20 protein-coding genes and 2 pseudogenes are annotated in these 27,000 nt (G+C 41.6%); 8 read left to right on the top strand and 14 right to left on the bottom strand.

All coding sequences use genetic code 11. The features are described from left to right. Window positions 1–86 precede the first annotated feature (86 nt). The 7 genes from CSQ79_RS23595 to cysH form a co-directional block, all read right to left on the bottom strand. Window positions 87–647, bottom strand: a complete 561-nt coding sequence (locus tag CSQ79_RS23595; RefSeq protein ID WP_099703559.1) for a sugar O-acetyltransferase — start codon at window positions 645–647, stop codon at window positions 87–89. A 5-nt stretch (window positions 648–652) separates the two neighbouring features. Further along, window positions 653–1,321, bottom strand: a complete 669-nt coding sequence (locus tag CSQ79_RS23600; protein ID WP_099703560.1) for a VOC family protein — start codon at window positions 1,319–1,321, stop codon at window positions 653–655. Between the two features lie 66 nt (window positions 1,322–1,387). Continuing rightward, window positions 1,388–3,487: a single-stranded-DNA-specific exonuclease RecJ gene (gene recJ, locus CSQ79_RS23605; RefSeq protein ID WP_099703561.1), complete on the bottom strand. Its 2,100-nt coding sequence runs from the start codon at window positions 3,485–3,487 to the stop codon at window positions 1,388–1,390. Between the two features lie 372 nt (window positions 3,488–3,859). Further along, window positions 3,860–6,109, bottom strand: coding sequence for a two-component system response regulator (locus CSQ79_RS23610; protein ID WP_099703562.1), 2,250 nt, complete (start codon window positions 6,107–6,109; stop codon window positions 3,860–3,862). Beyond that, on the bottom strand, window positions 6,106–8,868 hold the full coding sequence (locus CSQ79_RS23615; protein WP_099703563.1) for an ATP-binding protein: 2,763 nt from the start codon (window positions 8,866–8,868) through the stop codon (window positions 6,106–6,108). The genes CSQ79_RS23610 and CSQ79_RS23615 overlap by 4 nt, the downstream gene beginning before the upstream one ends. Before the next feature lie 424 nt (window positions 8,869–9,292). Next, entirely contained in the window at window positions 9,293–10,597 is a 1,305-nt protein-coding gene (gene sbcD / locus CSQ79_RS23620; RefSeq protein ID WP_099703564.1) for an exonuclease subunit SbcD, read from the bottom strand. Window positions 10,598–10,843: 246 nt separating this feature from the next. After that, window positions 10,844–11,569 (bottom strand): phosphoadenosine phosphosulfate reductase, encoded by a 726-nt coding sequence (gene cysH, locus CSQ79_RS23625; protein ID WP_099703565.1) that lies wholly within the window; start codon window positions 11,567–11,569, stop codon window positions 10,844–10,846. Between the two features lie 112 nt (window positions 11,570–11,681). Here cysH and CSQ79_RS23630 point away from each other — a divergent pair, with 112 nt between their 5' ends. The 3 genes from CSQ79_RS23630 (at window position 11,682) to CSQ79_RS23645 (ending at window position 15,138) form a co-directional block, all read left to right on the top strand. Beyond that, window positions 11,682–11,954, top strand: a complete 273-nt coding sequence (locus CSQ79_RS23630; RefSeq protein ID WP_099703566.1) for a glutaredoxin family protein — start codon at window positions 11,682–11,684, stop codon at window positions 11,952–11,954. A 153-nt stretch (window positions 11,955–12,107) separates the two neighbouring features. Next, entirely contained in the window at window positions 12,108–13,604 is a 1,497-nt protein-coding gene (locus CSQ79_RS23635) for a UDP-N-acetylmuramoyl-L-alanyl-D-glutamate--2,6-diaminopimelate ligase (RefSeq protein ID WP_099703567.1), read from the top strand. A 127-nt stretch (window positions 13,605–13,731) separates the two neighbouring features. Then, window positions 13,732–15,138 carry a DICT sensory domain-containing protein gene (locus tag CSQ79_RS23645; RefSeq protein ID WP_099703569.1) on the top strand — a complete coding sequence of 469 codons (1,407 nt, stop codon included), beginning with the start codon at window positions 13,732–13,734 and terminating at the stop codon, window positions 15,136–15,138. A gap of 122 nt (window positions 15,139–15,260) precedes the next feature. Here the strand turns inward: CSQ79_RS23645 and CSQ79_RS23650 are convergent. Continuing rightward, window positions 15,261–15,488, bottom strand: a pseudogene (locus CSQ79_RS23650) (ArsR/SmtB family transcription factor); the annotation flags it as partial. A 60-nt stretch (window positions 15,489–15,548) separates the two neighbouring features. Beyond that, window positions 15,549–17,021: a sensor histidine kinase gene (locus CSQ79_RS23655; protein WP_099703570.1), complete on the bottom strand. Its 1,473-nt coding sequence runs from the start codon at window positions 17,019–17,021 to the stop codon at window positions 15,549–15,551. 649 nt (window positions 17,022–17,670) lie between these two features. Here CSQ79_RS23655 and CSQ79_RS23660 point away from each other — a divergent pair. Then, the gene (locus CSQ79_RS23660) at window positions 17,671–18,354 is read left to right on the top strand and encodes a general stress protein (RefSeq protein WP_099703571.1); all 684 of its coding nucleotides are present in this window, start codon (window positions 17,671–17,673) and stop codon (window positions 18,352–18,354) included. On the opposite strand, the gene bioF is transcribed toward CSQ79_RS23660, so the two are convergent. Further along, window positions 18,329–19,534 carry an 8-amino-7-oxononanoate synthase gene (gene bioF, locus CSQ79_RS23665; RefSeq protein ID WP_099703572.1) on the bottom strand — a complete coding sequence of 402 codons (1,206 nt, stop codon included), beginning with the start codon at window positions 19,532–19,534 and terminating at the stop codon, window positions 18,329–18,331. The genes CSQ79_RS23660 and bioF overlap by 26 nt on opposite strands. A gap of 105 nt (window positions 19,535–19,639) precedes the next feature. Here bioF and CSQ79_RS23670 point away from each other — a divergent pair, with 105 nt between their 5' ends. The 3 genes from CSQ79_RS23670 (at window position 19,640) to CSQ79_RS23680 (ending at window position 23,786) form a co-directional block, all read left to right on the top strand. Continuing rightward, a complete protein-coding gene (locus tag CSQ79_RS23670) occupies window positions 19,640–20,623 on the top strand; it encodes an ABC transporter ATP-binding protein (protein ID WP_099703573.1) in 984 nt (327 codons plus the stop codon). Window positions 20,624–20,631: 8 nt separating this feature from the next. Beyond that, window positions 20,632–21,408: an ABC transporter permease gene (locus CSQ79_RS23675; protein WP_502693962.1), complete on the top strand. Its 777-nt coding sequence runs from the start codon at window positions 20,632–20,634 to the stop codon at window positions 21,406–21,408. A 290-nt stretch (window positions 21,409–21,698) separates the two neighbouring features. After that, entirely contained in the window at window positions 21,699–23,786 is a 2,088-nt protein-coding gene (locus CSQ79_RS23680) for a PhoX family protein (RefSeq protein WP_099703575.1), read from the top strand. A 135-nt stretch (window positions 23,787–23,921) separates the two neighbouring features. Here CSQ79_RS23680 and CSQ79_RS28440 read toward each other — a convergent pair whose 3' ends face one another. Together CSQ79_RS28440 and CSQ79_RS23685 are read right to left on the bottom strand one after the other, a co-directional pair. Further along, the gene (locus CSQ79_RS28440; RefSeq protein WP_289501501.1) at window positions 23,922–24,080 is read right to left on the bottom strand and encodes a hypothetical protein; all 159 of its coding nucleotides are present in this window, start codon (window positions 24,078–24,080) and stop codon (window positions 23,922–23,924) included. 30 nt (window positions 24,081–24,110) lie between these two features. Continuing rightward, entirely contained in the window at window positions 24,111–24,509 is a 399-nt protein-coding gene (locus CSQ79_RS23685; RefSeq protein WP_099703576.1) for a rhodanese-like domain-containing protein, read from the bottom strand. A gap of 158 nt (window positions 24,510–24,667) precedes the next feature. Between CSQ79_RS23685 and CSQ79_RS23690 the strand changes: the two genes are divergently transcribed. Then, on the top strand, window positions 24,668–25,324 hold the full coding sequence (locus CSQ79_RS23690; RefSeq protein WP_099703577.1) for a Uma2 family endonuclease: 657 nt from the start codon (window positions 24,668–24,670) through the stop codon (window positions 25,322–25,324). A gap of 52 nt (window positions 25,325–25,376) precedes the next feature. Here CSQ79_RS23690 and CSQ79_RS28445 read toward each other — a convergent pair. Next, window positions 25,377–25,862 (bottom strand): annotated as a pseudogene (locus CSQ79_RS28445) (Rpn family recombination-promoting nuclease/putative transposase). A 204-nt stretch (window positions 25,863–26,066) separates the two neighbouring features. After that, complete coding sequence (blaOXA, locus tag CSQ79_RS23705; RefSeq protein ID WP_099703580.1) at window positions 26,067–26,933, bottom strand: class D beta-lactamase; 867 nt, start codon at window positions 26,931–26,933, stop codon at window positions 26,067–26,069. Window positions 26,934–27,000 lie beyond the last annotated feature (67 nt).

Genomic DNA, 27,000 nt, shown 5'->3' on the forward strand with positions numbered 1-27,000 from the left:
GTCTGGTCAATTTCAGTTGCCAAGAAGAGATAGCTGTACTGTAAATAGCGAAAATCACAACTGCTCTACTATGGTTGCAATCATATCTAACTCGACAATCTCATGATTCTACAAGGATTTCCTGCCGCAACGACATTAGCAGGAATATCCTTCGTGACAACGCTTCCTGCGCCAATTGTGGTGTTGTTCCCAATTGTTATTCCTGGACAAATAATTGCTCCACCGCCGATCCAAACATCATCGCCAATTGCGATCGGTGCAGCCATCTCTAAGCCAGATCTTCTCATTTCAGCATCGAGTGGATGATATGCTGTGTAAATTTGTACTTTAGGAGCAAGCAACACATTGTTGCCAAGATAAACTTTATTGCAATCTAAAATCATGCAATCGTAGTTGATATACAAATTCTCTTTAGCGTAGATGTGGCAACCATAATCGCAACGAAAAGGTGGCTTAACTTCAAAAACTTGACCGACTGAACCAAAAAGTTTTTGCACAATCGCGCGCCGGAGTTCGCTCTCCTCAGGAAGTGATAGATTGAAAGTATGCAAGAGATTTTGTGCTTTTTTGTGCATACTTTCAAGCTCAGGATCGATGGCGATATATGGCTCATTTGCCAACATTTTCTCGCGTGCTGTTTTGTTCATCTTTATTACCAACTGATGGCAAGCGGTAATTCAGGTCGAAAATCCACCTGTTTTCCTTGCTGTTCGTCATCAAAACCAAGTTCTACAAAATACTCTGTTCCTAAACGAACTTTGAGTTGATCCGTGTTAATCACTGCTTGCATCTCTGGCGAAAGGCTATTCGCAGCAGGACTCACTAATTCTACACGAGTTATTTCGTGTAACCCTACAGAATCGTTGAGAGGTTGTGAGTTTTCAGCAGGATAATGATCTGGACGTTGACCAAATGGAATCTGAAAAAGCATTGGTTCAGTCAACACGTCGCTATTTGTTCCTACCATGATACTCATCGTTTCAGGTAGATAAGGTGGACGATATCCCCAACTAGAAAAAGCAACCGTATCGCCCGAATCCGTGCAACGCAGACAGAAACCAAACGGACAAGCACCATTGTTGCGATCGCGCCACCGTTCCCAAAGGCGAGTGGGAGCAATTGGCTCAGATTTGGCTTCTTCAGGATTGTGAATCCATAACAGTTCCAACATGGCGTTGTGGAAGAAAAAACGGCGATTGGCTGTACCTTGCCCAGCATGGGTGTTAGACGAGCCTTCAATCAAACCGAACGATGCTAAACGATCCGCCTCATCAGCCCCGACATCAGTACAAATAAAAAGATGGTCGAATTCAAATGCCATATGGACGTTGCTTGAGAGGGAACTTACGCAACACTAATAACCTAAGTCACCTAACAACAGAATAATTCACTTAGGTAACTGATTTAAAGCAGTATACGCTGCGATGACTAACTGATGAAAATGCGATCGCGTGATATCAACTTGTTGAGCATTTTCTCGTTTAGTGCCTAAAAACCCTGTAGAATCTCCTTGAATGATCGCCAATATTTGACCCTGATCGTTTTTAATTCGCAGTTCAGCCGTTGAACTACTAGCAAATATGCCACAGATATAACGGCGTTGATTATAATAAAATTCTGCAAAGTTGCGGCGATGCTCAAGCGAGGACACCTCGCCTGAAGCCGCAACTTCTTTTACAGGTTGCGATTCTCTTTTAGCGGGTTGTGTCGGCAAGCGCACGCCAACTAATTCTAGTTCAATTGTTGTGTTACCGTTCCAGGTATTTTCGCGCAAGCAGTAGGCAATATCAATTCGTGGTGGTAGGGGAAAATAATCACGCGCCTTTCTCCAGGCGATCGCACTTATTTGAAACCGTTGTGTATTTTCGTTTTGTGCTAACTTTAGCTTGATATGTCCCTTACCGACGATCCGCTGTTCGATCACCTCAACATTTGCACTCCAAAATAGCGGATTAGGATTATCAATACCGCAAGGATGAAGCGCGTCTAATTGTTTGTAGAGTTGACGATCAATCTGACTTAAGTGTACTTGTGCATCAATTTTGATGAGTGGCTTGAGGTGTTCAATTTGCAAGCATTGATGGGCAAATTCCCGCAAGCGCGATCGCAGTGCAGTTAAGTTCTCCGCAGGTAAAGAAAAACCCCCAGCAGCTTTGTGTCCGCCAAATTTACCTAACAAGTCCTGACAAAAGTCTAAAGCAGCAAAAACATGAAATTCGGGAATTCCCCGTGCCGAACCACGAATATGATGTTCATCTTCATACGTACCAATAAAGACAGGAACACCGTAGCGTTCGACTAACCGCGATGCAACTATCCCAATGACACCATGATGCCAATCGGCTTGCACAACGACTAAAACACGTTCTTGCAGTAAATCGATTTGGTTTTGTTCAATGTAGGCGATCGCTTCTTGTTCAATTTGTTCGCATAGTTGTTGACGATGCTGGTTAATTTGTTCGCACTGCATGGCACGTTCTAGTGCAGTTCCCATATCGTCTGTTGTCAGTAGATCGATGACAATTTGCGGATCGGCAATGCGTCCTACTGCATTAATTCTTGGACCTAGCCGAAAACCGATATCATCAGGCTTGAGAGATTTAGCATTGACGCTTGTGCTATTAGTGTTACTTTGTACGCCCGCAACTTGAATTAAAGCTTGTACTCCTGCTAGTTGAGATTGAGGAAGCAATCGCAATCCTCGCTTTACCCAACGACGATTCACGCCTGTTAGCGGGGCAAGATCTGCAATTGTCCCTAAAGTAAATAGTTCAAGCAAAGGTTTAACTAATCCTGCAATTTGCCCTAATTTTTGTGCTAGCGAAACAGCCAAAATATAAGCTACTCCGACTCCTGCAAGTCCGCGATAAGGAGAAGATTCTGGGATGAGTTTGGGGTTAAGAATAGCGTTAGCTGGCGGTAGTTGTTGCGGGATGTCGTGGTGGTCGGTGATGATGACTGTTAACTCTAGTTCTCTAGCTTTAGCGATCGCGTCAATTGCAGAAATGCCATTATCGACGGTGAGAATTAACTCGACGCCTTCACGCTTAAATTCTTCAACAATGCGCTGATTTATGCCATAGCCCTCGTGCATCCGGCTAGGAATTGCATAATCAACGTTTGCACCCAACCATCTTAGTGATCGCAGTAATAATGCGGTACTTGTCATCCCATCGGCGTCGTAGTCGCCGCAAATTGCAATTTTTTTGTCATGTGCGATCGCAGTGTTTAGCAACTCAACACTCAATGCTAGGTCAGGAAATTCCTCCACTGGTGAAGGCAGAACTTGAGATTCTGGCTCTAAAAATGCTTGTGCTTGTTCTAGTGTCTCAACTCCGCGATTAATTAATAATTGACCTATAATGGGCGATGTTTGAGCAACTTCAGCTAGCTTTTGTGCGAATTCTGCTGCTGAATAAATATGCCAACGCTGACTCGGCAGGCGTTGTGGACGATGAGATAATTCTGGAGTAGAATGCTCTAACACGCTTACCCAATGCGCAACTAGCCAAATATTTTAACTCTTAGTTGCTGTAGTTTGAAATATTTTTTTAACGTAGACGCGCAGCAGTGAGCAGCGCGTTGGGCGGTGCCGACTTGAAGCGACTGCGAACCCGAAGGGCATGCCGTAGGCTAACACTCTAGACGCAGATACACGGAAGAAAGAGTGAAAGGGGGATTCTCCTAAAATATATTAAATCTAGTTGATTAGTGATAACAAAAATGGTCAGTAAAAGTTACTAGTCACTAGTCACTAATAACAGCGTAACGATACCAATATTCAGGTTATTTAACCGGAGATGATATGATTAAAGATTGCCTAAATCAAAGCCATTATAATAATGATTAAAGCAGCTACTTAGAAAGGCTGATTTAGCTCAGTAAAATCTAACCATTGAGGATTAGCAGACATTAAGGCTGTAGCAGAAGCACAATTTAAAGGTCTAGAGAAAAGATAACCTTGACCAAATTCACAGCCTAACGTGCGTAATATTGCAAGTTGCTCGGTTGTTTCTGCGCCTTCTGCAACTACATCCATTCCTAAGGTATGAGCTAAGGTAGTAATTGTCCGAATAATTTCATAGTTTTCGGCATTTGAGTGCATACCACTTACAAAAGAGCGATCTATTTTTAAGATATTTATGGGAAAACGATGTAGATAGCTTAAAGATGAGTAACCTTGACCAAAATCATCAATGCTTAACTGAATTCGTTTTGATCTAATTTCTAATAGTGCATGAATTGTTTCTTGAGCATATTCAATCAGTGTACTTTCAGTCATTTCTAGTTGCAAATAACTACCGTCTAAGCCAGTTTCTGCTAAAATTTGCTCAATTTGCTCAAGAAAATTTGGTTCTCTAATTTGTTTGCCAGCAATATTTACGCTCATTTTAAGGGGCATCAAATGCGGAAATTGTACTTGCCAAGCGCGTAATTGGTGACAGGCGGCTCGTAATACCCATTCACCGATAGGCACAATTAAGCCAATATCTTCCGCAACGGGAATAAATTCTGTAGGAGAAATCAAACCTCGTTGGGGATGTCGCCAGCGGATTAAAGCTTCAAAGCCCTTGAGTTTACCTGTTGCTAAAGAAACAATTGGTTGGTAGTGTAGGCAAAATTCCTGGCGTTCGAGTGCTTGGCGCAGATCGCTTTCTAGCTGTAAAAGTTCTAGAGTTTGTTGATACATTGCCTGGTCAAAAATTGCATACCGTGCCTTGCCTTGTTCTTTGGCTTGATACATGGCAATATCAGCATCTCGTAGCAAATTTTGGGCTTGCGTACAGTTGGGAGAATTGAGGACAATTCCGATACTGGCACTACAAAAGATGGTGTGGTTTTCGAGTGTCAAAGGTGATACAAGTTGAGCTTGAAGTCGCTCAGCAATTTTAATTGCATCAGTAATATCTTTAATACCGTCGAGTAAAATAGTGAATTCATCACCACCGAAACGCGCAATTGTGTCTGTGGAACGGATACTTTGTTCTAAAAGATATGCGATCGCACAAAGTAATTGATCGCCGATCGCATGACCTAGACTATCATTGACAATTTTAAAACGGTCTAAATCGATAAATAAAACAGCAAATAAATAATCTTTATGACGCTTGGCTCGACTTAAAGCACTTTCAAGACGTTCCATAAATAAAGTACGGTTAGGTAAACCCGTAAGAGCATCATGCAGCGCGTCATAGATGAGTTGTTCCTCGGCGCGTTTACGTTGCGTAATGTCGTAAATAATGCCATCAATGCGCGCGGGGTTGCCTTCTTGATCGTAAATAACATAAGTGCGATCGCTCAACCAGCGAACTTCGCCATCAGGACGCAAAATTCTGTATTCAATTTCCACGCTGCCATGTTCGATGAGCATTTGGCGTGATTTTTGATATCTAGCGCGATCGTCAGGATGAATCACTTCTTGATATAACTCTGGGCAATCTAAAAATTCTGCAGGTGGGCGACCATAAACCTTTTGTACTGCTGGGTTAAGATAAATTAACTTTCCAGTTTCTGGAGCAAACGACCAAACAACATCTTCAAGGGAATTGAGAATACTTTCCAAGCGTTCTTCGCTTACTTGCAACGATTTTTGTGCTAGCTTGCGTTCTGCAATTTCTCTTCTTAATTGGCGATTAGTTGCTTCTAATTGGGCAGTACGTTCTTGAATTCGTTCTTCTAATTGAGCATTTAACTGTGAAATTTCTGCTTTAGCGGCTTGGAGAGCCAATTGACTTTTAACACGAGATAAAACTTCAGCAATTTCAAATGGTTTCATGATGTAATCGACACCACCAACCTCAAAAGCTTTCACTTTACCAACAAGATCGTCTGAAGCACTTAAAAAAATGACTGGAATGTTACGTGTTAATAGCGATGCTTTCAGCTGACGACACACTTCGTAACCATCCAAATCAGGCATTTTGACATCAAGTAAAATGAGATCGGGTGGTGCAGTTTTAGCTCCCATCAATGCCATGGCACCGTTTTTTGCACAACGAACTTGATATCCTTCTCCAGACAAGGTTTTGGATAAAACCAAAAGATTTTCTGGAACATCGTCAACGATTAAAATTGTGCGTGAATCGGTACTAAATTGATGGTTATTCATAATGATGACGAGGATTGAGCTAAGTCAATAAGCTGGTCAAAATCAAAGTTTTTTACTTTCTGTTGCAACACTTGTGCTAGAAAATCATGTTCGCTGGGAATTTGACCGATCAACTGTAATAATGCTTCGGCGTCAAGTTTAGCTGCTGCATGATGTAATTCGGCGATCCAGCCAGGAGACATCACGTTTAAGCTGTCAGTTTTTAATACATTGCGTTGTGGTGCTTCTTTTCGGTTAGCCAGTCGTTGGGTAATTTGGTAGCGATAGCGCACGCCGAGATGTTGTGTGAGTTTTTGCCAGATTGCGTGTTCTCGCACAGGCTTACGCAGAATATCGTCGCCACCTGCGGCTAAGATCGTATCTTCTTCTAAAGTACTAGCAGTTAAAGCAATAATTGTGACTTGACGAGTAGGATGCGATTTGATTTGTTTAATTGCTTCATAGCCTGAAACAATTGGCATGCGGATATCCATCCAGATCAAGTGCGGCTCCCAACTTTGGCTGATTGCGATCGCATCAAGACCGTTTTCGGCTTCACGCACCTCGAATCCCACATTAGTCAACATTTGCTTGAGTATGCGGCGATGTGCTAAATGATCGTCAGCAACTAAAATACGATACGTTGGCTGTCCTGGTGCTAAGCCAATCACCCGCCGAATTATTGATTGTTGCGATGCAGCATAGTCTGCTAGTTCTAAGCGAATATTAAACTGAAAGCTACTGCCTTTTCCTAACTGACTATTGACTGTAAGTTCTCCTCCCATGAGTTGGACAAAATTTTGGGCGATCGCTAAACCTAGCCCTGTTCCTTGTTCAGATTTGCGTCCGGTTTCGGTTTGAACAAAAGGTTCAAATAAAATTGCTAGTTCATGTGGCGCAATTCCTAGCCCTGTATCTTTAACCTCAAAGTACACTGTTTTGAATGCCGGAGAACCTTTGGATATTTCTTTTAATGCTTGTACGCGTATAGTTACATAACCTTCCTGTGTAAATTTAATTGCATTACTTAAAAGATTAATTAAAATTTGCCTTAGTTTAACTTCATCAGAGTAAACAAATCGAGGAACTTCTGCAGTATGCTCAACTTTTAGCTGCAAACCTTTCGATTGAGCTTTAAACTGAAACATTTCTTCAATGCTATTAAGTAATGTGTAAAGATCGAATTTTTTCTTGTTCAGTACACTGCGACCTGCCTCAATTTTAGACATATCGAGAACATCGTTAATAAGTGTGAGTAAATGCTCTCCACTACGGCCAATAATTCTCAAATTTTCTTTCTGTTCAGTGGTGATTGATGTGTCTTGATGCATCAATTTTGTAAAACCAAGAATTGCATTTAGTGGCGTTCGCAATTCATGACTCATTTTAGCTAAAAACTCACCTTTAGCTTGGCTAGCTGCCTCAGCTGCTTGTTTTGCTGTCTTAAGTTCTGCAGTACGTTGTTCAACTCTTATTTCTAGTTGTTCTAAAGATTCTTTAATCTGCAATGCCATGCGATTAAATGACTGTGATAAAACATCAAGTTCTTTAACTCCTTCAATTTTTACATTTTGGTCTAAGTTACCATTTGCGATCGCTTTAGAGGCTGTGCTTAGTTTTTGAATCGGTCGCATAATCCATTGCGAAGTTAGCGTTCCCACAATTATGGCAACGAATAAAGCTAATAAACACAGAACAATAGTCATCCGAGTATTTGTATTGATCTGTGCCATGAAGTCAGATTCAGGGACAACAATAACCACTAACCAATCCAGCCCAAGATTGTCATACCAAGGAGACACATGAACAAAATGACGTTGATGGTGACATTGAATGTTGAGCTTTTGACTGTGCTTAATTTTGGCAAAACCACCAAATTCATCGTAGATATACTTAGCAATTACTTGCATCAATGCATCTTGGCTTTGCAAAACATTTATTCTTTGTGCTTTACCTTGGAAAACAGTCAGTGGTTTTTCTTGACTTGAACTGGCAATTAATAAACCATTACGTTCGATGATGAAAATTTTTCCGGAAGGGCTAATATCTATACTGGCTAAGAATTTACTAATTTTAGTTAGCAGAAAATCTGCACCAATGACACCAAGTAATCGATTATTCTTATCATAAAGTGGACGACTTGCAGTGATTAAAAGATGCTCTGCAGGATCTTCCCAGGTATATACCGGAGTCCATATTGGTTTTCCTGCTTTGATTGCGTCGGCGTACCAAGCTTCTGCTAAAGGTTCGTAATTGTCGTAAACTCTTAAAACTTTAGTCCGGTTTCCTTGACTATCAGTAGCGTAAGTAAGTGCTTTTCGTTGAGTATTTACTGAAAGTTCGTCAATTGTAATTCCCTCACCATCTAAATATCGCCCAGATGCTACAAGTTCACCTGTTGTTAATGCATAGCCAATGTAGCTAACATCGAATACTTGCATTTGTTTCCAAAAGTAATGTCCTGTATCTTCAAAGCGATATACATCTAATATTCCTAGTTGAACTGCATCAACATTTAACTGGTTGATTTGATGTGGTGTAGCTAAGTAGCTATCAAGGTGTTGATCTACGAGTTTGTCAACTTTATCCATTAATTGATCTGCAAGTTCGTTGACGGCTTGTTGTCCATTACGTAGCGAAATATATCCTACTATTGCTACAGCAACAAAAATTTGCAGCACAAATGGCACAATTAGCAACTTGTGTAGTCCGATACCCTCGCTTTTATAAATATCATTATTGGCAATTTTCAGATATTGACGTAACTCCAACCACCTCATACAATTTAATTTCTAATTTTTTGAAATTAATAAGCCTAAGCAAATTATGATATCTCAATCTAGCAATTAATTTATTATAAGTATTCAGTAATCTTTGTTAGAGAATACATTAATTCTTAAATATTTATTTGCATATGATTTCAAAAAAAGATGAATAAATACGAGTTTATACTGAAGTCGAATTTGAACTTATTTGCTATGTCCTTTATAATTTGATATAAATACTTTCTACTACTCTACTTATAAAAGCTGCACATTAGTAAAACATCCGTGATTGTACGGAAAAGCTGTAAAGCCTAATCGCAGATGCCCTCCGACTCCCTTCGGGGCTACCCAAGCCAAGTGTACCTTCGTACACTGAAATAAGACTTTTATCTTTTATAGTAATTAACTAGAATTAATCGTTGCTACGAGTCAACGACAACTAAAGTAAACGTAGTTGTCCTTCAAGCTGTTCTCCCGAAGCGTGATTTGGCTCAAGTGTATCCAGATCAAAGTCTGACCATTCAGTTTCAGCTGACATCAATTTTTGTGCAGCCTCTAACATTGAGGCTGAGATATCTTTGAGATCTTCTCTGTTATTTAGATAAGTTTTTAAGGCTTCCATAGGGTCAATACTACTACTTGCACCTAGTTCGGGTATGCGTGGGCGTGCAAGTTGGCTAATAAGTTCGGGTTGAATTGTATAAGTATGTGCTGTGCTTAAAATACGATGCAACAATGCTGTATCTATTTGATCTAATTGGTCAGAACGCAGCTTATAAATAAGGCGTATAACAGCATCATCAATATTTTTTTTTGCGATCGCCTTTAATATTTTCTCTTGCGGATCAGCCACATTTGATACATCAACTTCAATTGTGCAAAATGTGCGCACTGGTAAAGGACAAAATTCCCATTGCACCTTACCGCGTTCGAGTTCCACCATCACATAGCCTTTGTCTTCTTTTTCCTCGCTAAAATCTACCCGTTCAATACTTCCTGGATAAATAATCGGCGGATCATTTGATTTATTCAGATTTTGGTGGCGGTGGACGTGCCCCAAGGCAACATAATCAAAACAGGGACGCGTAAGTAATGATAGAGGTACAGTGAAGCCTTTGCCAACTGCTAAAAAGCGTTCTGCACCGTAAGAAGCATTATCAACCATCAAGTGCCCTAGTAATACAGTTGGGACTTCTGGGTTCAGGCTGCGGATTTCGCCTTCGAGGGCAACTCGCAGACGATCAATGAGTAATTGATTAACTTCAGCTAAAGACATTCCTTCGGTTTCAGGGCGTGTCAGCAGTGTAGAACGAGTTAGCCAAGGTAGCGAGATAATTTGAATTGGACCATTATGGGTTTGGATATGGTGTGTCGTTAGGCGATCGCCGACAACAAATCCTGGTACTCCCAAAGTCCGATAAATACACAAACTTGCCCCACCTTGTCCTTGTGAATGCTGATCGTGATTGCCAACTAACAATACTGTAGGAACTTGCGCGTCTACTAAGCGGCGAAACTGACTTGCAAATTTTTCTTGCACAAATGGTGGCGGCGTTGCATCAGGAAAAGCATCACCACCAAATACAACAAGGTCAACAGGCTCAGATAAAGCACGGTCAATGCAGCGCGAAAGTGTCTTGACAAAATCCTCCAGTCGTGTATTTGTTCCAGTTTGAGGGTCAATACGTCCGTGGGAAAAGCTACTTCCCATGTGGATATCGGATAAATGGAGGATTTTGAGCATGAGTTTTGAGTTTTGAGTTTTGTTAGTGTAGCGGTGCGTTAGCACGTTTTGAGTTGAAGAAGTAGGATTTTTGAACGTGGAGAGAACTAGTGTTAGATAACTTAACTTACATAGTATTTCCCCCAGTTTCCCAGTCTTCCCATCTCCCTAAACCCCGATCTCTGAACCGAAGGTCTGCGAAGCGCGTCCCCTGACCTCTCTTCAGACGCTCAGCGCTAATCGCTAAAAGCTAAGTGCTAATCGCTGTTAAATATGAATTCCGCATTCGGTTTTACCTGTACCGCGCCAGCGTCCGGCACGTTCATCTTCGCCTTCAGCGACGGGGGTAGTAATTGGTTCATCGCCAATACTGGGATAACCTTGATCGTGGAGTGGGTTGTAGATCACACCATGTTGGAAGACATAATTCCAGGAATCTTTACGAGTCCAACTTGCTAAAGGATTGACTTTAAGACGCTGTTGAGCATCTATTTCAAATACTGGCATATAGGCACGGGTAACGGCTTGATCGCGACGCCGTCCTGTAATCCACGCAACCGCGTTCAGATCATCTAAACCACGCTGCAATGGTTCAATTTTTGTGAGGTGGTGAAATTTCTCAATATCTTTATCCCATAAGTCTGCACCATATTTAGCGGCAAAAGCTTCCCGCGTCTCTACCTCAGGAGTTTTGTAGATTCTCAAGTCAAGGTTGTAAATCTCTTTGGCTTTGGCAACTAATTCTAACGATTGCGGAAAATGATGCAATGTGTCGAGGAAAATCACTGGAACTGGTCGTTCAAGGTCGCGGTAGAAAATATCAGTGATTATCATATCATCAACATTAAAAGCACTCGTTTGCACCAGTCCTTCTAAAATATGCTCAACGCACCAAGCTAAAATCTCTCTGGGATGAGCAGTATCAAATCTCTGGTTAAGTTGCTCTAAATCAAAATTATCAATTTGGATGCGAGATTCAATGGAAAAGCTCATGTCGATTATTTTGTTATTTCTCTTACATCCAGAATATCTAAATTTGGTGTCGGTGAAAGCTTTTTAGTTGTTTGCGCTCAGCTTTGATTTTTTATGAAGTGGTATTTCTAAAATGCGATTAATCTTATACAGTAAGCCAGGTTGCCATTTATGTGAGGCATTGCAAGAAAAATTGGCACAAATTCACTCGTTCAGTTTTGATTTAGAAGTGCGGGACATTACAACTCGTGCAGATTGGTTTCAAGCGTATCAGTACGAAGTACCAGTCATCTGTAGAGACAATAATGGTAGAGAAGAGCAACTTCCTCGTCCTTCTCCTCGCGCTACAGTGTCACAGTTGGAGCAATTGTTACAGAAATATCTCAAAACTCATGGTTCAGAGTAAGAGATGTGTATTCACAGTAGGAGTCAGAGGTCAGGGTTAAAACAAGGGCAAGACAATGCCTTATCTGTAATTGGAGTAACGATTCTGAGCCTCTGTGAATGTCCTAAGTATATTGACGCTCATTTAGGTTTTTGTTGTGAGGAGTATGATGTCATGAAATTGCGTGAATTGTTAATAAAGATTGCAAGTCTTAAAGAAGTTCCCCAGCATCCAGCAATGGATAGGGAAGTCACTGGATTAAAAACGAATTCCCATGCTTGTCAACCTGGAGATTTATTTATTGGGATGCCAGGGACACGAGTCGATGGTGGTGAATTTTGGGAAAGTGCGATCGCTTCCGGTGCGATCGCAGCTTTAATTTCTGCAGATATAGCAAAACCAGTCACAAGCGATGCTTGCATCCTTGCTGCAACTGATATGATTCAAGCGTGTGCCCAAGCCGCAGCAGCTTTCTATGGCTACCCAGCAAAACAGCTAAAACTTGTGGGTGTCACGGGTACGAATGGCAAAACGACAACAACACATTTGATTGAATATTTTCTCGCACAAGCACAGTTTTCCGCCGCCTTAATGGGAACTCTCTACACGCGATGGCAAGGTTATGAGCAGACTGCAACACACACAACACCATTTGCAGTAGAACTTCAGCAACAATTAGCCGCAGCCCGCGATGCTGGTTGTCAGTGGGGAGTCATGGAAGTGAGTTCTCATGCTTTGGCACAAGGAAGAGTGAAGGGTTGTCCTTTTGAAGTTGGGGTGTTTACAAACTTAACGCAAGACCACCTTGATTTTCACAAGGATATGGAAGATTATTTTGCTGCCAAAGCACTGTTATTTAGCCCCGACTATCTCCAAGGACGTGCAATTATTAACGCAGACGATCCTTATGGGCAAAGACTCATAGCGCAAGTTTCTCATCAACAACTATGGCGCTACAGTGTCCACAATGGGGAAGAGGCTGATTTTTGGACAAGCGATTTGAAATATGAACCAACAGGTGTCAGTGGAACGCTGCATACACCCAAAGGAAATATTGCCTTTCGTTCGCCCTTAGTTGGCGAGTACAATCTCTCAAATATGTTGGCGGCTGTTGCTGCGGCATTACATCTCGGTGTAGATTTAGGCTTGATTGCGCAAGTTTTACCAAAATTTACCGAAGTTCCAGGACGGATGGAACGAGTGCAGATTGATTCTGAGCAAGATATTAGTGTAATTGTTGATTATGCGCACACACCCGATAGCTTAGAAAATTTACTCAAAGCATCACGACCGTTTATTCCTGGCAAAATGATTTGTGTGTTTGGTTGTGGAGGCGATCGCGATCGCACCAAGCGTCCGAAAATGGGAGCTATTGCAGCGCAACTTGCAGATATTGCCGTTGTGACTTCCGATAACCCGCGTACTGAAGAACCCGAACGCATTTTGCAAGATGTTTTAGCCGGAATTCCTGAAACAGTACATCCTCAGGTTATTTGCGATCGCGCCAGTGCAATTCGTACAGCAATTCTGCAAGCCCAACCAGGAGATGGTGTTTTAATTGCAGGTAAAGGTCACGAAGACTATCAAATTCTAGGAACTGAAAAAATTCACTTTGACGATCGCGAACAAGCAAGATTTGCTTTAAGTGAAAGACGAACAAAAAGAACTTAAGGTTGGTAATTGGTAACTGGTCATTGGTCATTGGCAGAATATCTACTGTTACCCATTACCCATTACCCATTACCCATTACCCATTACCCATTACCCATTACCTACTTCTAACCTTTATCCAATTGCTATGGATTCGCTTTATAAGTCTATCCTTAATTTACAGCAACCTCCACAACTTTTGGCTGTTAGTCCGGCTACCTTACTTTCACTGGTGAGGGCTGTTATTGATGCTTTAATTGACAATCAAATTTCAGCAACCCTGTGGCTTAAGCTACCGCCAGGAGAAATTTGGCAAGCAGAAATTCAGCGTTACTACAACCAAGTACAACTTCCACGGACAACTTACATTATTGTTCCTCAAGATCGCAGTAACTTAGATGCAGAGAAATATAAATTTCCTAGCATTCCGCTTCAACTGAAGTTTAATAACCAGTTGCGTCGTGAATATTTTCTTATGGTTACATCTCCAAGTTTTTGTAGCCTGATTTTTGCTTATCGACTAGGACCAAAACAACGGCAAAATAAAGCTAAAGAAAACACACTTGGTAAAGGTACTGCACCATTAACCTCAGCAACAATCCGCAAAAAACCTCCGTTGGTGGCACTTTATTCGTTTGAGGGACACATCGTTCAACCGATACTAAATAATCTCAAACTTGCCGGTGGAGATGAGGTACAAACAACAGTAGAAGTTGTACCAGCTATCCCTGAACCGTCATTTTTAAATCAAATCTTAACTAAACAAATTCATTACCAAGAACAAATCCGCAGTCGGACTAAATTTCGTCGCAACCAGGCACTCAATAAAGCTGTTCGGACAAAAAAGCAAAGTAGTTTTTCTGTCAGAGATGACTTCTTAAGTGAATTATGTCAAGAACTCCGAACACCTCTAGCACATATGAAAATGGCACTCAGTTTACTAAATTCTCCACAACTTAAACCAGCACAAAAACAAAGGTATTTGCAAGTACTGAGTACAGAATGCGATCGCCAAAACTCGCTAATTAATGGTCTATTAGACTTAATTCAACTTGATCGCGCAGTGCAAACGCCATTAGAATCAGTGCGCTTGAGTGAGATTGTTCCTGGTGTTGTTAGTACATATCAACCGTTGGCAACTGAAAAAGGAATTATGCTGGCTTACACTGTACCAGAAGATTTACCGCCAGTTTCTTGTGTTAATGCTTGGTTGAAACAAATTGTGATTAACTTGTTGCACAATAGCATCAAGTTTACTCCTACTAATGGTCAAGTTTGGGTGCGATCGCGTCTCCAAAACGATTTTGTCCAACTTGAATTTCGCGATACAGGTATTGGTATTGCACCCAGCGAAATTCCTAAGATATTCGATCGATTCTATCGCGTCCGTCCCGCTGCAGGCGAAGATGTGAGTGGTGCAGGGCTAGGTTTAACAATTGTGCAGCAACTTCTGTTACGCTGTGGTGGTTCTATCTCAGTCAAAAGTCGCTTAGGAGAAGGTTCAACCTTTAATGTTCTTTTGCCTGTGGATAATTCTCAGAGTTCAGGGACTTAAACAAGAGGAGTTGTGAGTTCTTATTGTTGAGTTCTGAATTACGAGAATTCAACTCAAAACGTGCTAACGCACCGCTACGCTAACAAAATTCAAAATTCAAAACTACCACTCTTTCACTTCCCTTGCAATGCTTCACCGTCTAGCTGATACAAGTGGGTATTTCCTTCAGGATGCATCTTTACCAAATTCAATTCTTTAAGTTTATTGAGATGATGCGATACCGTTGGTTCTTTTAATTGCAATAGTGTTGCTAATTCTTCAACACTGCATTCCCGACTCGCTAAAATTCCCAGCATCTTCAATCGACTTTCATTAGCTAACACTTTAAAGAAGCGTAGCAGCGATTGCATCGCGTCCTGTTCCATACCTTTCACTAATTAGACCTGCATCTAATTAGAATTAGATCAATACTAGCTACAGTATTCGGTTTGCTTGACATCTAACGGCAAGAAAATCGTCAAAACTTCGCCTTCGTGGGGACGTTGTCGGATGATAAGTTTACCGCCAATAGCTTGAAATAACTGTTTGGTAGCTGTCATGTTCAAACTAATATTGCCAGTTTCAGGTTGAAATGTGAGTAATTGACCAAGCGACTTACGAATTGGTGGTACGGTAGATTCTTCTCCTTTATTTTCTTCGAGTTGAGATTTTGGCAGTAATTGCAACTTTAATTGATCTCCCGCTGGAATAACTTGTACTTGGATGTGACTGCCTGGTGGTAAGCTGCGAGTGAAGTTTTCAATTAACCCTGTCAAGACTTGATCCAGCATTTTCGGATCGCTGACTACAGTTGGTAGCTGTTGCGGTAAAACAACATCCAAAGTTAAATTACGCCGGCTGGCTTGTTTTTGCCAACGCGGAACACTCTGCTGTAAGACCTGCGTTAATGACATTGCTGTTAAATAAGTACCTGAGTGCTTGGCAGTACATTTTTCTAGTTCTGCTGCACGGAATAAAAGCTCCATGCGGTCAATTTGTTCGGTACACTCATGGTCAATGATTTCCAATCGTTGAATTGCATCAGTTGCTAAATCGCGGCGCTTAAGTAGTAAGCGAGTCAATGTTCGGATTGTCGTTAAGGGTGTCCGTACCTCGTGCGCGAAGGCTTGAAGTAATTCCACATCTACGCGAGGTGTTGCGTGACTTAGTTCTAAATTATTATTTTGTGTAGAATTACGAATTTCTTCGTGGGATTCTGGTATGTGCTGCAACAGCAAGCGGCTAAAGTGCATTACTGTTCGGTAATCTGGCACTACTGGATAATATTGCTGAATAAGTTCATCTAAATGCAATACCGATTCAGAAGTTGTGAGTGCAGCTCTTGCTCTCAAAGCGTACCATGCCTGTTCCACGACTTCTGGTTCAAAAGAAAATAAAAATACTGGTACACCATAAGCATTTTCTGCGAGAACCATTGCCAAGCTAAATTGTGCAGTTAAAACAAGACAGAACTGTTCTCGTGCCAGTGGATCTCCAGAAATCAACGGTAACAAAACTCCTGGTTCTCTAGCTACTTGTGATTTTTGTACTGCAGTACTTAAACTTGATGGCAGTAATTGATGCTGCCAGGAATCTGCCGTAAAAGTCCAAGAAGGTAATTTGTTAACGAGTTGAGGATTGCTAATAACTGGTACGGGACCTGCCAATATTACTCCTTGAGTAGATAACTGGCAATTCTCATCAACGGTATGTTTAAGGTAGATTTGTTGCAGTAAGTTCTCCAATGCGGCGATCGCAACTCGCCATTGCTGCGCTGTCACATCTACTGCAGTGCTTCCTTCATGACTTGCAGACAATAAGCATGAATGACTACCATAGCCGTCGTGTTGTGTGTCATTACTGGCTAGTATCTCACTCAGTGTTGGTATTATCCATTTGCGCACCAGTACTCACCCCTTCAACTCATAATTTTTTAGTAGTGCTTCAATCTTGATGTCAATACATAAGATATCGAGATTTGGTCATCAATGACAGTCGTAGAACCGAACCCATAAGTCGCAATTTCCGTTGAGGGTAGCTGTATCTTTTCTTTAAGAGGTGAATAGTAAGCTTGAGCCAGCTTTAATTGCATTCATAAAATACAGAGTAGCTATCACACTTCGATTGCAGTTATCAGATCTTTTAGAAAACGAACTATAAAGTATACAAAGAGAAAACATAACAAGAGATGTAAATAAATGTTTTGGTATTTTTTTGCTGTGATTTTAAATATTTATCTAAAAATTACTAATTGTTTCCGATGTGTTTTTGATGGTATATCATTCTTGAGTTATAGATAACAATTATTGTTCTCTGCATTTAGCTATTTTTTAGAAGTAAGTTTTATAAATCAAATATAATTACTGTAATAGTTTTTAAAAACTTTTCTGGAATCATTAAATCTTCAGTATTGATAATATAAGATTTAATCTATATTAGTTTTTCGTATGTTCGTGTTATTTCCATAGGTTGATGCTATTTGTTTAATTAAACTGCTAAAAAATTAGGTATTAGAAAAGAAAATACTTGAAAACATAAGTAGGGTAGTAACAAATGGTTAATGACATAAAAAGACGTGCAATTGGTGTGTTTTCTAGCTATTTGGATGCAGAACAAGCAATCAGTGAACTGCGCGATCGCGGTTTTTCAATGGACAAAATTTCTATCATTGCCCGCGACGAAGCAACTCAAGACGAAATCGCAGGAATTGATGTTAACGATACCTTTGATAATAAATCAGGTGAAGGTGCAACAGCGGGAGCGCTGACAGGTGGTGTATTAGGAGGAATTACAGGCTTACTAGTTGGTTTGGGTAGTCTTGTCGTACCTGGTGTAGGTCCAGTATTATTTGCAGGAGAAGTCGCTTCAGCATTAACCGCAGCGATCGCTGGTGGCGCAGTTGGTGCAGTCACAGGTGGTTTACTTGGAGCATTGCTTGGCTTGGGTATTCCTGAAGAAAGAGCAAGAATTTATAATCAACGAGTCGCTAGTGGTGGTTATTTAGTCATTGTCGATGGCACTACACAAGACATCATCAACGCCGAATCAATTTTAATGAATCGCGGCATTCAAGAGTTTGGCATTTATGAAATTCCTGCAACTACTGGCATTCAAACTTCTCTTGCAGATGCAACAACTGAAGTAACTCATAGCACAGAATATAGCGGACCTACTACGAGTACTATTCCTAATAACGATCCCAATGTTGTCATTATCGATCGCCGCGAACAGATTTAGATGAAGTGGTAGAAACTATTTTGATGGCGCTCAAAACATCTACAAGTTGCTTGATATGAGTAAGAGAATGAGTCGCCATCAGTGAAATCCGAATTCGGCTTGTTGGTACTGTGGGAGGGCGAATTGCAGGAGCAAAAATACCAGCATCTTGTAAGTGACGAGCAGCAATTAAAGCATCAGCCGCAGTTGGTAATAATAAGCAAAGAATTGCAGAGTCAGAAGGTAATAATTTTAAGTGTGATAGTTGATGTATCAGTAATTTAAAATTGTCAATATTGCGCCATAATTGTTGACGCCGTTCGGGTTCTTGCTGAATAATTTGGATTGCTGCTAAAGCTGCTGCGGTATCTGCAGGTGACAGCGCAGTTGTATATATCCAACTAGGGGCGCGATTGCGTAAGAAATCAATTAAAGTTTTGGTTCCAGCAACATAACCACCTAAACTCCCTAAGGCTTTACTGAGTGTTCCAACCTGAATGAGTTGACGTTGCGTACAATCGAAGTGTTCTACACATCCAGCGCCACGTTTGCCCAATACGCCAGTAGCATGAGCTTCATCAACTAGCAGCATACAGTTGTAATGCTCAGCTAAATTCAGTAGCTCTGATAAAGGACATAAGTCACCATCCATACTAAAAACACTATCAGTCAAAATCAGACAGCGACGATAGCGATCGCGTTGTTGATCGAGATGAGTTTGGAGTGATACTAAATCGCAATGCGGATATTCAATCACAGTAGCACCGCTGAGAATTGCTCCATTTTTCAACGATGAGTGATTGTATTGATCCGATAAAATAAGATCGCGCTGACCGACTACTGCAGAAACAACGCCCAGATTTGCCAGATAACCCGAACTAAAGACTAACGCATCTTCGGTTTGCTTAAGAGATGCGATCGCACATTCTAACTCGCGGTGTAATTTGCGGTGTCCGCTGAGAAGTCGCGAACCTGTACTACCTGTACCATATTTTTGTGTAGCAGTGATTGCAGCTTGAATTAAGCGATCGTCACTGGATAATCCGAGGTAATCATTACTCGCAAAATTAATCAGCGATCGCCCATTTATTTGCACCATCGCCCCCGAACGTCCTTGAATTGTCTGCACAGTGCGATACCAATCGGCTTTGTGAATAGTTGCAAGCGATTGTTCAATCCAGTTGTAAGCGTCACTCGGCATTCTAATTAAGATTTTGATTACTATTGTTCATGGAGAGCAATTTGTCAACAATTTGCAATTCTCATTTCCTCATCCCTCACCCCTCGCTCCTCGCCCCTAAATTATATGCCCATCATTTCGGCTGAAAATCTTAGTAAAGTTTATCCTGTAGCCGTTAAAGAACCTGGACTGAAAGGAACAATACAACACTTTTTCCGCCGTACTTATCGCATGGTAGAAGCAGTGAAACAAGTTTCCTTTGATATTGAACCAGGAGAAGTTGTCGGTTTTTTAGGCGCAAATGGTGCAGGAAAAACCACTACCTTAAAAATGCTGACAGGTTTAATTCATCCTTCAGCTGGGCGCGTGCGAGTTGCTGGATACATTCCATTTCAGCGGAAACCAGGCTTTTTAAAACAGATCACGCTTGTAATGGGGCAAAAGCAACAGTTGATTTGGGATTTACCTGCATTAGATACTTTAAAGATCAATGCTGCTGTCTACAACCTCTCAGATAAAGACTATCGTCAGCGTGTCGGCGAACTTACTGAAATGCTTTCACTACAAGGTAAGTTGAACCAGCCAGTACGCAAGCTGTCGCTTGGAGAACGCATGAAAGCTGAACTGATGGCTGCATTACTCCATCAACCGCAAGTCCTCTTTTTAGACGAACCAACGCTAGGGCTTGATGTCAATGCTCAAGTAGGAGTACGTGAATTCTTACGCGAGTACAATAAGCGGTATGACGCCACAATTTTATTAACAAGTCACTATATGGCAGATATTAGTGCATTGTGCAAACGCGTGCTAGTTATCCACCAAGGAATGTTAATTTATGATGGCAGTTTAGAAGGACTGATCGATCAATTTGCCCCTTATCGCGAAGTACAAGTAGAACTCGCACAGCCTTTACCAGAAGCAAAGTTGATGCATTACGGCGAAATCAAATCTATAGAAGGACAATCTGCTCGTTTTTTAGTACAACGCGAAGCCTTAACTCGTACTGTTGCGCAAATCTTAGCAGAGTTGGAGGTGATTGACTTAACTGTCACCGATCCACCAGTGGAAGAAGTGATTGGTCGTGTCTTTAGTGCTGGTGGCGTGTTATGAATTCAATTATGAAAAAAGCGAGAGTTTTGCTGAGTGCATATTATGCATATATGCTCGAATACCGCGCAGAGTTATTTTTGTGGGCTTTGTCTGGTAGCTTGCCACTTATTTTAATGGGAGTATGGACAGAAGCTGCTCAAAGTGGGCAATTTGGATTGTCTCCAGAAGATTTTGCCCGTTACTTTCTCACTGTATTTGTTGTGAGACAGTTCACTGTTGTTTGGGTAATTTATGAATTTGAGAAAGAAGTTGTCGAAGGAAAACTTTCACCGCGTTTATTACAACCAATTGATCCTGTCTGGCATCATGTCGCCTCGCATCTTTCTGAGAGATTAGCACGTCTTCCATTTGCTTTAGCATTGGTAGGATTGTTTTTTATTCTTTACCCTCAAGCCGTTTGGATACCGAGTTTGAGTCACATCTTATTGTTTGCGATCGCAGTCATCTTTGCTTTTATTCTAAGATTTTTGATTCAATACACATTTGCACTCTTCGCATTTTGGACTGAAAGAGCTAATGCAATAGAAAACTTTTGGTTCTTATTTTATCTATTTTTTTCAGGTTTAATTGCTCCTTTAGACGTGTTTCCAGAAAATATTCGCAACGTCTTGCTTTGGACGCCTTTTCCGTATTTAATTGATTTTCCTGCATCACTACTCATTGGTTTACCTGTCAATATATTGCAGGGTATGCTAGTCACATTTGGTTGGATTGCCTTATTTTTTGTTATTAATCGCTGGTTGTGGCGACAAGGATTAAAACAATATTCAGGCATGGGTGCGTAATAATTGCACTTAAGTAGTATTCAAATAATTAATAGAAACTATTAACTATAAATTAACTAAAACTTAATCTTATATAGGTATTGTAGTTAGCTGTAATAACGTGAGTTTACAGTGCTATAGGACTTACGCAAAAACTCTCCTTATCTTTTCTTTCTTGGCGTCCGCAGAGAGTAAAAAAGCTACGCTAATGTGGCTCATATTTTCTTAATTTGCGTAAGTTCTAGCTATAACTCCACTTATTCTCACATCAGCTCGGTAACAGGGCAAGCAAGACAAGAGGAGAACTTAACGTGAGTAGTAAACGCAGCCTACGGCAGAAGTATTCCCGTATTGCCAGAGGAGGGGTATATGAGGAGAATACACGCCACAATCAGCAGTTTGATAGCGATGGCGAGCCGATCTGTAATCGTTCCAACAATCCTTGCTTTTCATCGATCCTGAACTCTCGCTTACAGCGTCGTCAAGTATTAAGAGGTACACTTGCAGCAGCTGTAACATCCATGTTTGCTGGTCCAGTCCTGAATGGGTTAAAAGCTCGTCCTGCGAATGCTAGCACTTCCATGATGGGGTTTAAAGCAGTTCCGATCAGCGAAGCCGATTCCATCGTGGTTCCAGAAGGGTACACCGCCCGCGTTCTCATACCCTGGGGAGAACCTATTAGCGGTAGTTTTCCCAGCTATAGTTTAAAGAACACTGGGGCAGAACAGGGAATGCAGGTAGGACAGCACCATGACGGTATGCATTTTTTCCCTATTGAAGGTAAGTCACCCTACGAAGGTAGCTCCGTTGATGGACTTTTAGTCGTCAACCACGAATATGTCGAGCCACGTTATACCCATGCAGCAGCGGTAGGGCAAGCATTAGGTCCTGATGATTTTCCCAAGAAAGAAGACGGAACCCGTGAAACAGATCAAGTGCTCAAAGAAATGAATGGTCATGGAGTGAGCATTACTCGGATATCTCGCCAGTCTGATGGTAGTTGGCGCGTAGTACGCGATCCGCGTAACCGCCGCATTACAGCCTTGACACCAATGGAAATTCGAGGACCTGTGCGAGGATCTGATTTAATTAAAACGAAGTATAGCCCAGATGGGACAAGAACTCGCGGCACAATCAATAACTGTGCCCACGGTGTTACTCCTTGGAATACCTATCTCACCTGTGAAGAAAACTGGGCTAGATATTTTCTCAACAATGATGAAGACGTTCCTCGCGATCACGAGCGTTACGGAGTTTCTACAGATGGCACTTCACGCTATGGCTGGGAATTGGCAGATAACAAAGCAGATGAGTATATTCGCTTTGGGGCTTCTGCAAGTGGTGCTAGTGCAACTGAGGACTATCGTAACGAGCCGAATACCTTTGGCTGGGTAGTAGAAATTGATCCTTTCAATCCAAACACTCCGGTAAAACATACTTACCTTGGGCGGTTTGCTCATGAGGGAGTTGTGTTTCAGCCACCTGTAGAAGGTCAACCCATTGTTTGCTATTCCGGTGATGATGCTCGGTTTGAGTACATTTACAAATACGTGTCAGCACAGCCCTATAACCAAGCAACAGCAAGCGGGGCTTTATTAGACGATGGAACGCTTTATGTAGCTCGGTTTAATGAAGACGGTACAGGGAACTGGCTCGCACTGAAGTTTGGCGAGAACGAACTCACTTCTGAAAATGGCTTCCAGGATCAGGCAGATGTTCTAGTTAATACGCGCACGGCTGCTGATTTTGTAGGTGCAACTAAGATGGATCGTCCTGAGTGGGGTGCAGTTGATCCTCGCAATGGAAATGTTTACTTTACACTAACCAACAACTCCAACCGCGAAAAAGACCAAGTGGATGCAGCAAATCCTCGCCCTGAGAACGATTGGGGACACATCATTCGCTGGAGTGAAGCTGGCAAGAACCCAACTGCTACCTCGTTTAAATGGGATATATTTGTGCTGTCTGGACCAGAAGATGACAGCCGCAAGCTATCTGGTCGTCCTCTCAATGCAGACAACATCTTCGTGAATCCGGATGGACTATGGTTTGATGCTGACGCTCGCCTTTGGATTCAGACTGACATTGGTGAAAGCTCTCAAAATCAGGGTGAGTTTGCTCAGTTTGGCAACAACCAAATGTTGGCGGCTGATGTAAATACTGGTGAAATTCGCCGCTTCTTGACTGGACCAATCGGTCAAGAAATCACGGGTGTGGTGACAACCCCTGACCAGCGTACAATGTTTATCAACGTTCAGCATCCAGGAGCGACCACTTCCGAAGAAGAATTCGCGGCAGGTAAAATCAACTCACGCTGGCCCAACAAAAACCCAGAAATCTATCCTCGTTCAGCGACGGTGGTTATCACTAAAGATGACGGTGGCGTCATTGGAACTTAGCGGTCTGTCAATTGTTAATTGTGGGGTACTCTACAATTAACAATTAAATTTAAGTGTTTTTTGAGGGATCAATGACCCCTCAAAAGTTATTGAAAAACCACTAGCCCTGTGAGGGTAAGTACCTTTAAGCAAATTCTAGCCAAACATACATTGTTCGCACAAATTTTTTAGAAATAAATCAACGTTAGTAACAACATCAACTGATGCTACCGAAGTGCGATCGCACAATTTAGTTGCTGCAACTGAGTTAACAGTAAGGTTGCGCGATAGTAAGTGAACTTTGATTTTTTCCAAGAACCTCCGTTTAACCGTACCAATATAGGGTTAGGCACAACCACAGGATGCTGAGTTTTCAGTGCTTGCAGCTGCACCAGTTAATGTGGGGTAGCCATCACGCTTCCACCAATCCAAGCCACCCATCAGTTCTTTGACCCTGAATCCAAGTTTGGTCATGGCTAGAGCGCCCTTGGTTGATGCGTTGCACCCAATTCCATCGCAGTATGTGACTACCAACGCAGATTTGTCTAGATGAGCTGTCGATTCCGAACTCATCTGGCGGTGGGGAATATTAATGGCGCTAGGGATGTGTTCTGTTTTGTACGCTTGCGGCGATCGCGCATCAATGACAATAACTTTCTCTTTACCTTCAAGCGCAACTTTCAAATCCCATGAGTCTATTTCGTAATTCAATTTGTTCTGATAGTGTTTCAACTGTTCTTCCACGCAGACCTCTCTGTTGTGCCCAACTATATAATTATTAGATAAAAACTTTCTGTATATTTTAGGTGATATCGAGATTTCTGGATGTTATGCTCAGTTGATTTGTGCCGCCGCGATCGCCAAAGGCATTATCGAGTGGTTTAGTCGTATCAGGGGTAAGTATGGTTACAACACAAGCATTAGCCGAACAAAGAGTTGTTCTTAAGAATATTAGTTGGCAAACATTTACAGCCATGCTGAATGAAATGGGCGAGAAGCGCAAAGTACGTTTGGCTTATATTGATGGAATATTAGAAATTATGACTCCACTAGGAGAGCATGAAAATACAAATAGGTTTATTGACGATCTAATTCGAGTATTAGCTGATGAACTCAATCTTAATCTCAAAAAGTTTGGTTCACTAACTCTCAAGCACGAAAATATGAGACGTGGAGCCGAACCGGACTCGTGTTATTACATTTCCAATGAATCGCGTGTGAGGAATAAACGTCATATTGATCTAACTATTGATCCACCTCCGGACTTGGTAGTAGAAATTGATATTACTAGTAGCTCAATTGATAAACTTTCGATTTATGCTGCTGTAGGTGTTCCAGAAATTTGGCGTTATGATGGGCGATCGCTACAAATTCTCGTATTATCTGAACCTAATTCGACATACACCCAAACACAAAAAAGTCCCACCTTTCCCCTACTCGATCCAGATTTAGTTCCGCAGCTAATTGCACAAAGTCTGATTGATGGTGAAACTAAAACTTTGCGTTCATTCCGCGCCTGGGTACGACAGCAACTAGAGCGAGCTTCAGAAGGTAGATAACTACAATTTACTAATGCAGTACCAATATTCTTTTAGTTGGAACTATCAGCAGCTAAACAACAAGTCGCACCACGCCTACGCCAATAGATTGGTTGGTTACTCCCAACTCATCTAAATAGATCTGTGTGACTCGTTGACTTACAAACAGGTCTTGATATTGTGGTGGTACGCCAGGATCTAAGCTTCTTTTCTTGAAAACTACCACTCCGCGCCAATCGTTAGCACAATCATAGCGAGAAAAGTACAGAAAAACGTCAGCGAAAAAGCACTGGTATATCCGAGTATCTTTTTGAAATTGTACTTCGACAAAGTAGATCGGTTGATCGCTTCAACCAGGAGCAGGAAGGAATAACCCATCAACTAATGTCGGCGAAGTTTCCTCGCCGCCCGTTGATATATCAATTCTAAAGGCAGTTTGTTTGACTTCACTCGAGATGAATTCGTAGATGTCACCCGTAGCAGCTGGTTGACCAATAAGTTCAAAAAAGATACTTGGAAAGTTTTGAAATAATTGATAGAAAATTGTGTCCGTTTTCACATTGAGGTGTTCTACTTCAAGTATTTCTTCATAGTAAGGGTGAACATTTCTTACATAATAATTGCCGGACTAATCAGCCGACATTTATAACAAAACTTAGAAAAGTGCGATCGCCTGACTCTACCACCAATCTTAGGTTAACGTTCCTACTCGCTGGACAATCCGGTGCAGCAGAATTGTTGTGCGGCATTCTCAGAGAGTCAATTACAGCACTGCTAGATCTTTAAAGCAGCGACGTGTCAACTCTAGTCGGGCGGCTGGATCTTTCTCGTTCCGAATATCGATGTTAGTGGCAAAAAAGTAAACATTCTCTCCTTTCTCCAAGTAACCGACATACCATCCGATTTTTGGTGTCACATCATCTGCAACACCGACCCAACCTGTCTTACCAGTGATTGTATAGTCTGGCGTTTTCTCCATAATCATGATGTCTTTGACAATAGAAAGCGATCGCTTAGAAAAAGGTAAGTCGTTTTTGTATAGGCGACGAAGAAACTGAATCTGCTCTTGAGGTGTAATTCGCAGCTCTCCCTGTAGCCAGAACTTATCAATATCATCGCTATCACCAATCTTTTGGTTGCCGTATCCAACTTGGTTCACCCATTGTTGCATTCGTTCATATCCTACTCGGCGGGCTAGAACTTGATAAAACCAGATAGCAGAGAGCTTGATTGCCTCTCTCATATTCAAATCTCGGTTCCACTCAGGAAATCTCGAAATTCCATCCCACGTAAGAACAGCGATTTCATCCGAAATGACTCTAGTTTCCAGCGAAATCAGAGAGTTAAGAATTTTGAATGTCGATGCAGGTAAAAAAGCTGTTGTATTGCGTTGTGGATTATGTTGAAAAACACGATCGTTGTTCGAGTCATAGATCATAATTGAACCCTCAACGCCCAAATCTTGAAAGTGTCGTCCAAAATTAATGCTTTGAGCGACGTTTACGACGGATGAAGTTTCAATTGCTGATTGTGTCATAGTTGATGCTGGTTGCATTGTTTGAAATAGGGTAAAAACAATGCAACTCAACGAAACAAGAGCAATACTTATAAAACGAACTACTCGGTTCATGACCCTCCGCAAGATAGTGAGTTCATAGGCAGCCTTGAACTACACTGACTAACTTTTGGATTTCAGA

This window comes from Gloeocapsopsis sp. IPPAS B-1203 (genome assembly GCF_002749975.1).
GTDB lineage: Bacteria > Cyanobacteriota > Cyanobacteriia > Cyanobacteriales > Chroococcidiopsidaceae > Gloeocapsopsis.

What these genes read in the sequence shown, in the direction of transcription:
- CSQ79_RS23595 (WP_099703559.1), bottom strand. Translation starts at nt 647, where the DNA reads ATGAACAAAACAGCACGCGAGAAAATGTTGGCAAATGAGCCATATATC.
- CSQ79_RS23635 (WP_099703567.1), top strand. Translation starts at nt 12,108, where the DNA reads ATGAAATTGCGTGAATTGTTAATAAAGATTGCAAGTCTTAAAGAAGTT.
- CSQ79_RS23610 (WP_099703562.1), bottom strand. Translation starts at nt 6,109, where the DNA reads ATGAATAACCATCAATTTAGTACCGATTCACGCACAATTTTAATCGTT.
- CSQ79_RS23675 (WP_502693962.1), top strand. Translation starts at nt 20,632, where the DNA reads ATGAAAAAAGCGAGAGTTTTGCTGAGTGCATATTATGCATATATGCTC.
- cysH (WP_099703565.1), bottom strand. Translation starts at nt 11,569, where the DNA reads ATGAGCTTTTCCATTGAATCTCGCATCCAAATTGATAATTTTGATTTA.
- bioF (WP_099703572.1), bottom strand. Translation starts at nt 19,534, where the DNA reads ATGCCGAGTGACGCTTACAACTGGATTGAACAATCGCTTGCAACTATT.
- blaOXA (WP_099703580.1), bottom strand. Translation starts at nt 26,933, where the DNA reads ATGAACCGAGTAGTTCGTTTTATAAGTATTGCTCTTGTTTCGTTGAGT.
- CSQ79_RS23670 (WP_099703573.1), top strand. Translation starts at nt 19,640, where the DNA reads ATGCCCATCATTTCGGCTGAAAATCTTAGTAAAGTTTATCCTGTAGCC.
- CSQ79_RS23600 (WP_099703560.1), bottom strand. Translation starts at nt 1,321, where the DNA reads ATGGCATTTGAATTCGACCATCTTTTTATTTGTACTGATGTCGGGGCT.
- CSQ79_RS23645 (WP_099703569.1), top strand. Translation starts at nt 13,732, where the DNA reads ATGGATTCGCTTTATAAGTCTATCCTTAATTTACAGCAACCTCCACAA.
- sbcD (WP_099703564.1), bottom strand. Translation starts at nt 10,597, where the DNA reads ATGCTCAAAATCCTCCATTTATCCGATATCCACATGGGAAGTAGCTTT.
- CSQ79_RS23660 (WP_099703571.1), top strand. Translation starts at nt 17,671, where the DNA reads ATGGTTAATGACATAAAAAGACGTGCAATTGGTGTGTTTTCTAGCTAT.
- CSQ79_RS23690 (WP_099703577.1), top strand. Translation starts at nt 24,668, where the DNA reads ATGGTTACAACACAAGCATTAGCCGAACAAAGAGTTGTTCTTAAGAAT.
- CSQ79_RS23630 (WP_099703566.1), top strand. Translation starts at nt 11,682, where the DNA reads ATGCGATTAATCTTATACAGTAAGCCAGGTTGCCATTTATGTGAGGCA.
- CSQ79_RS23615 (WP_099703563.1), bottom strand. Translation starts at nt 8,868, where the DNA reads ATGAGGTGGTTGGAGTTACGTCAATATCTGAAAATTGCCAATAATGAT.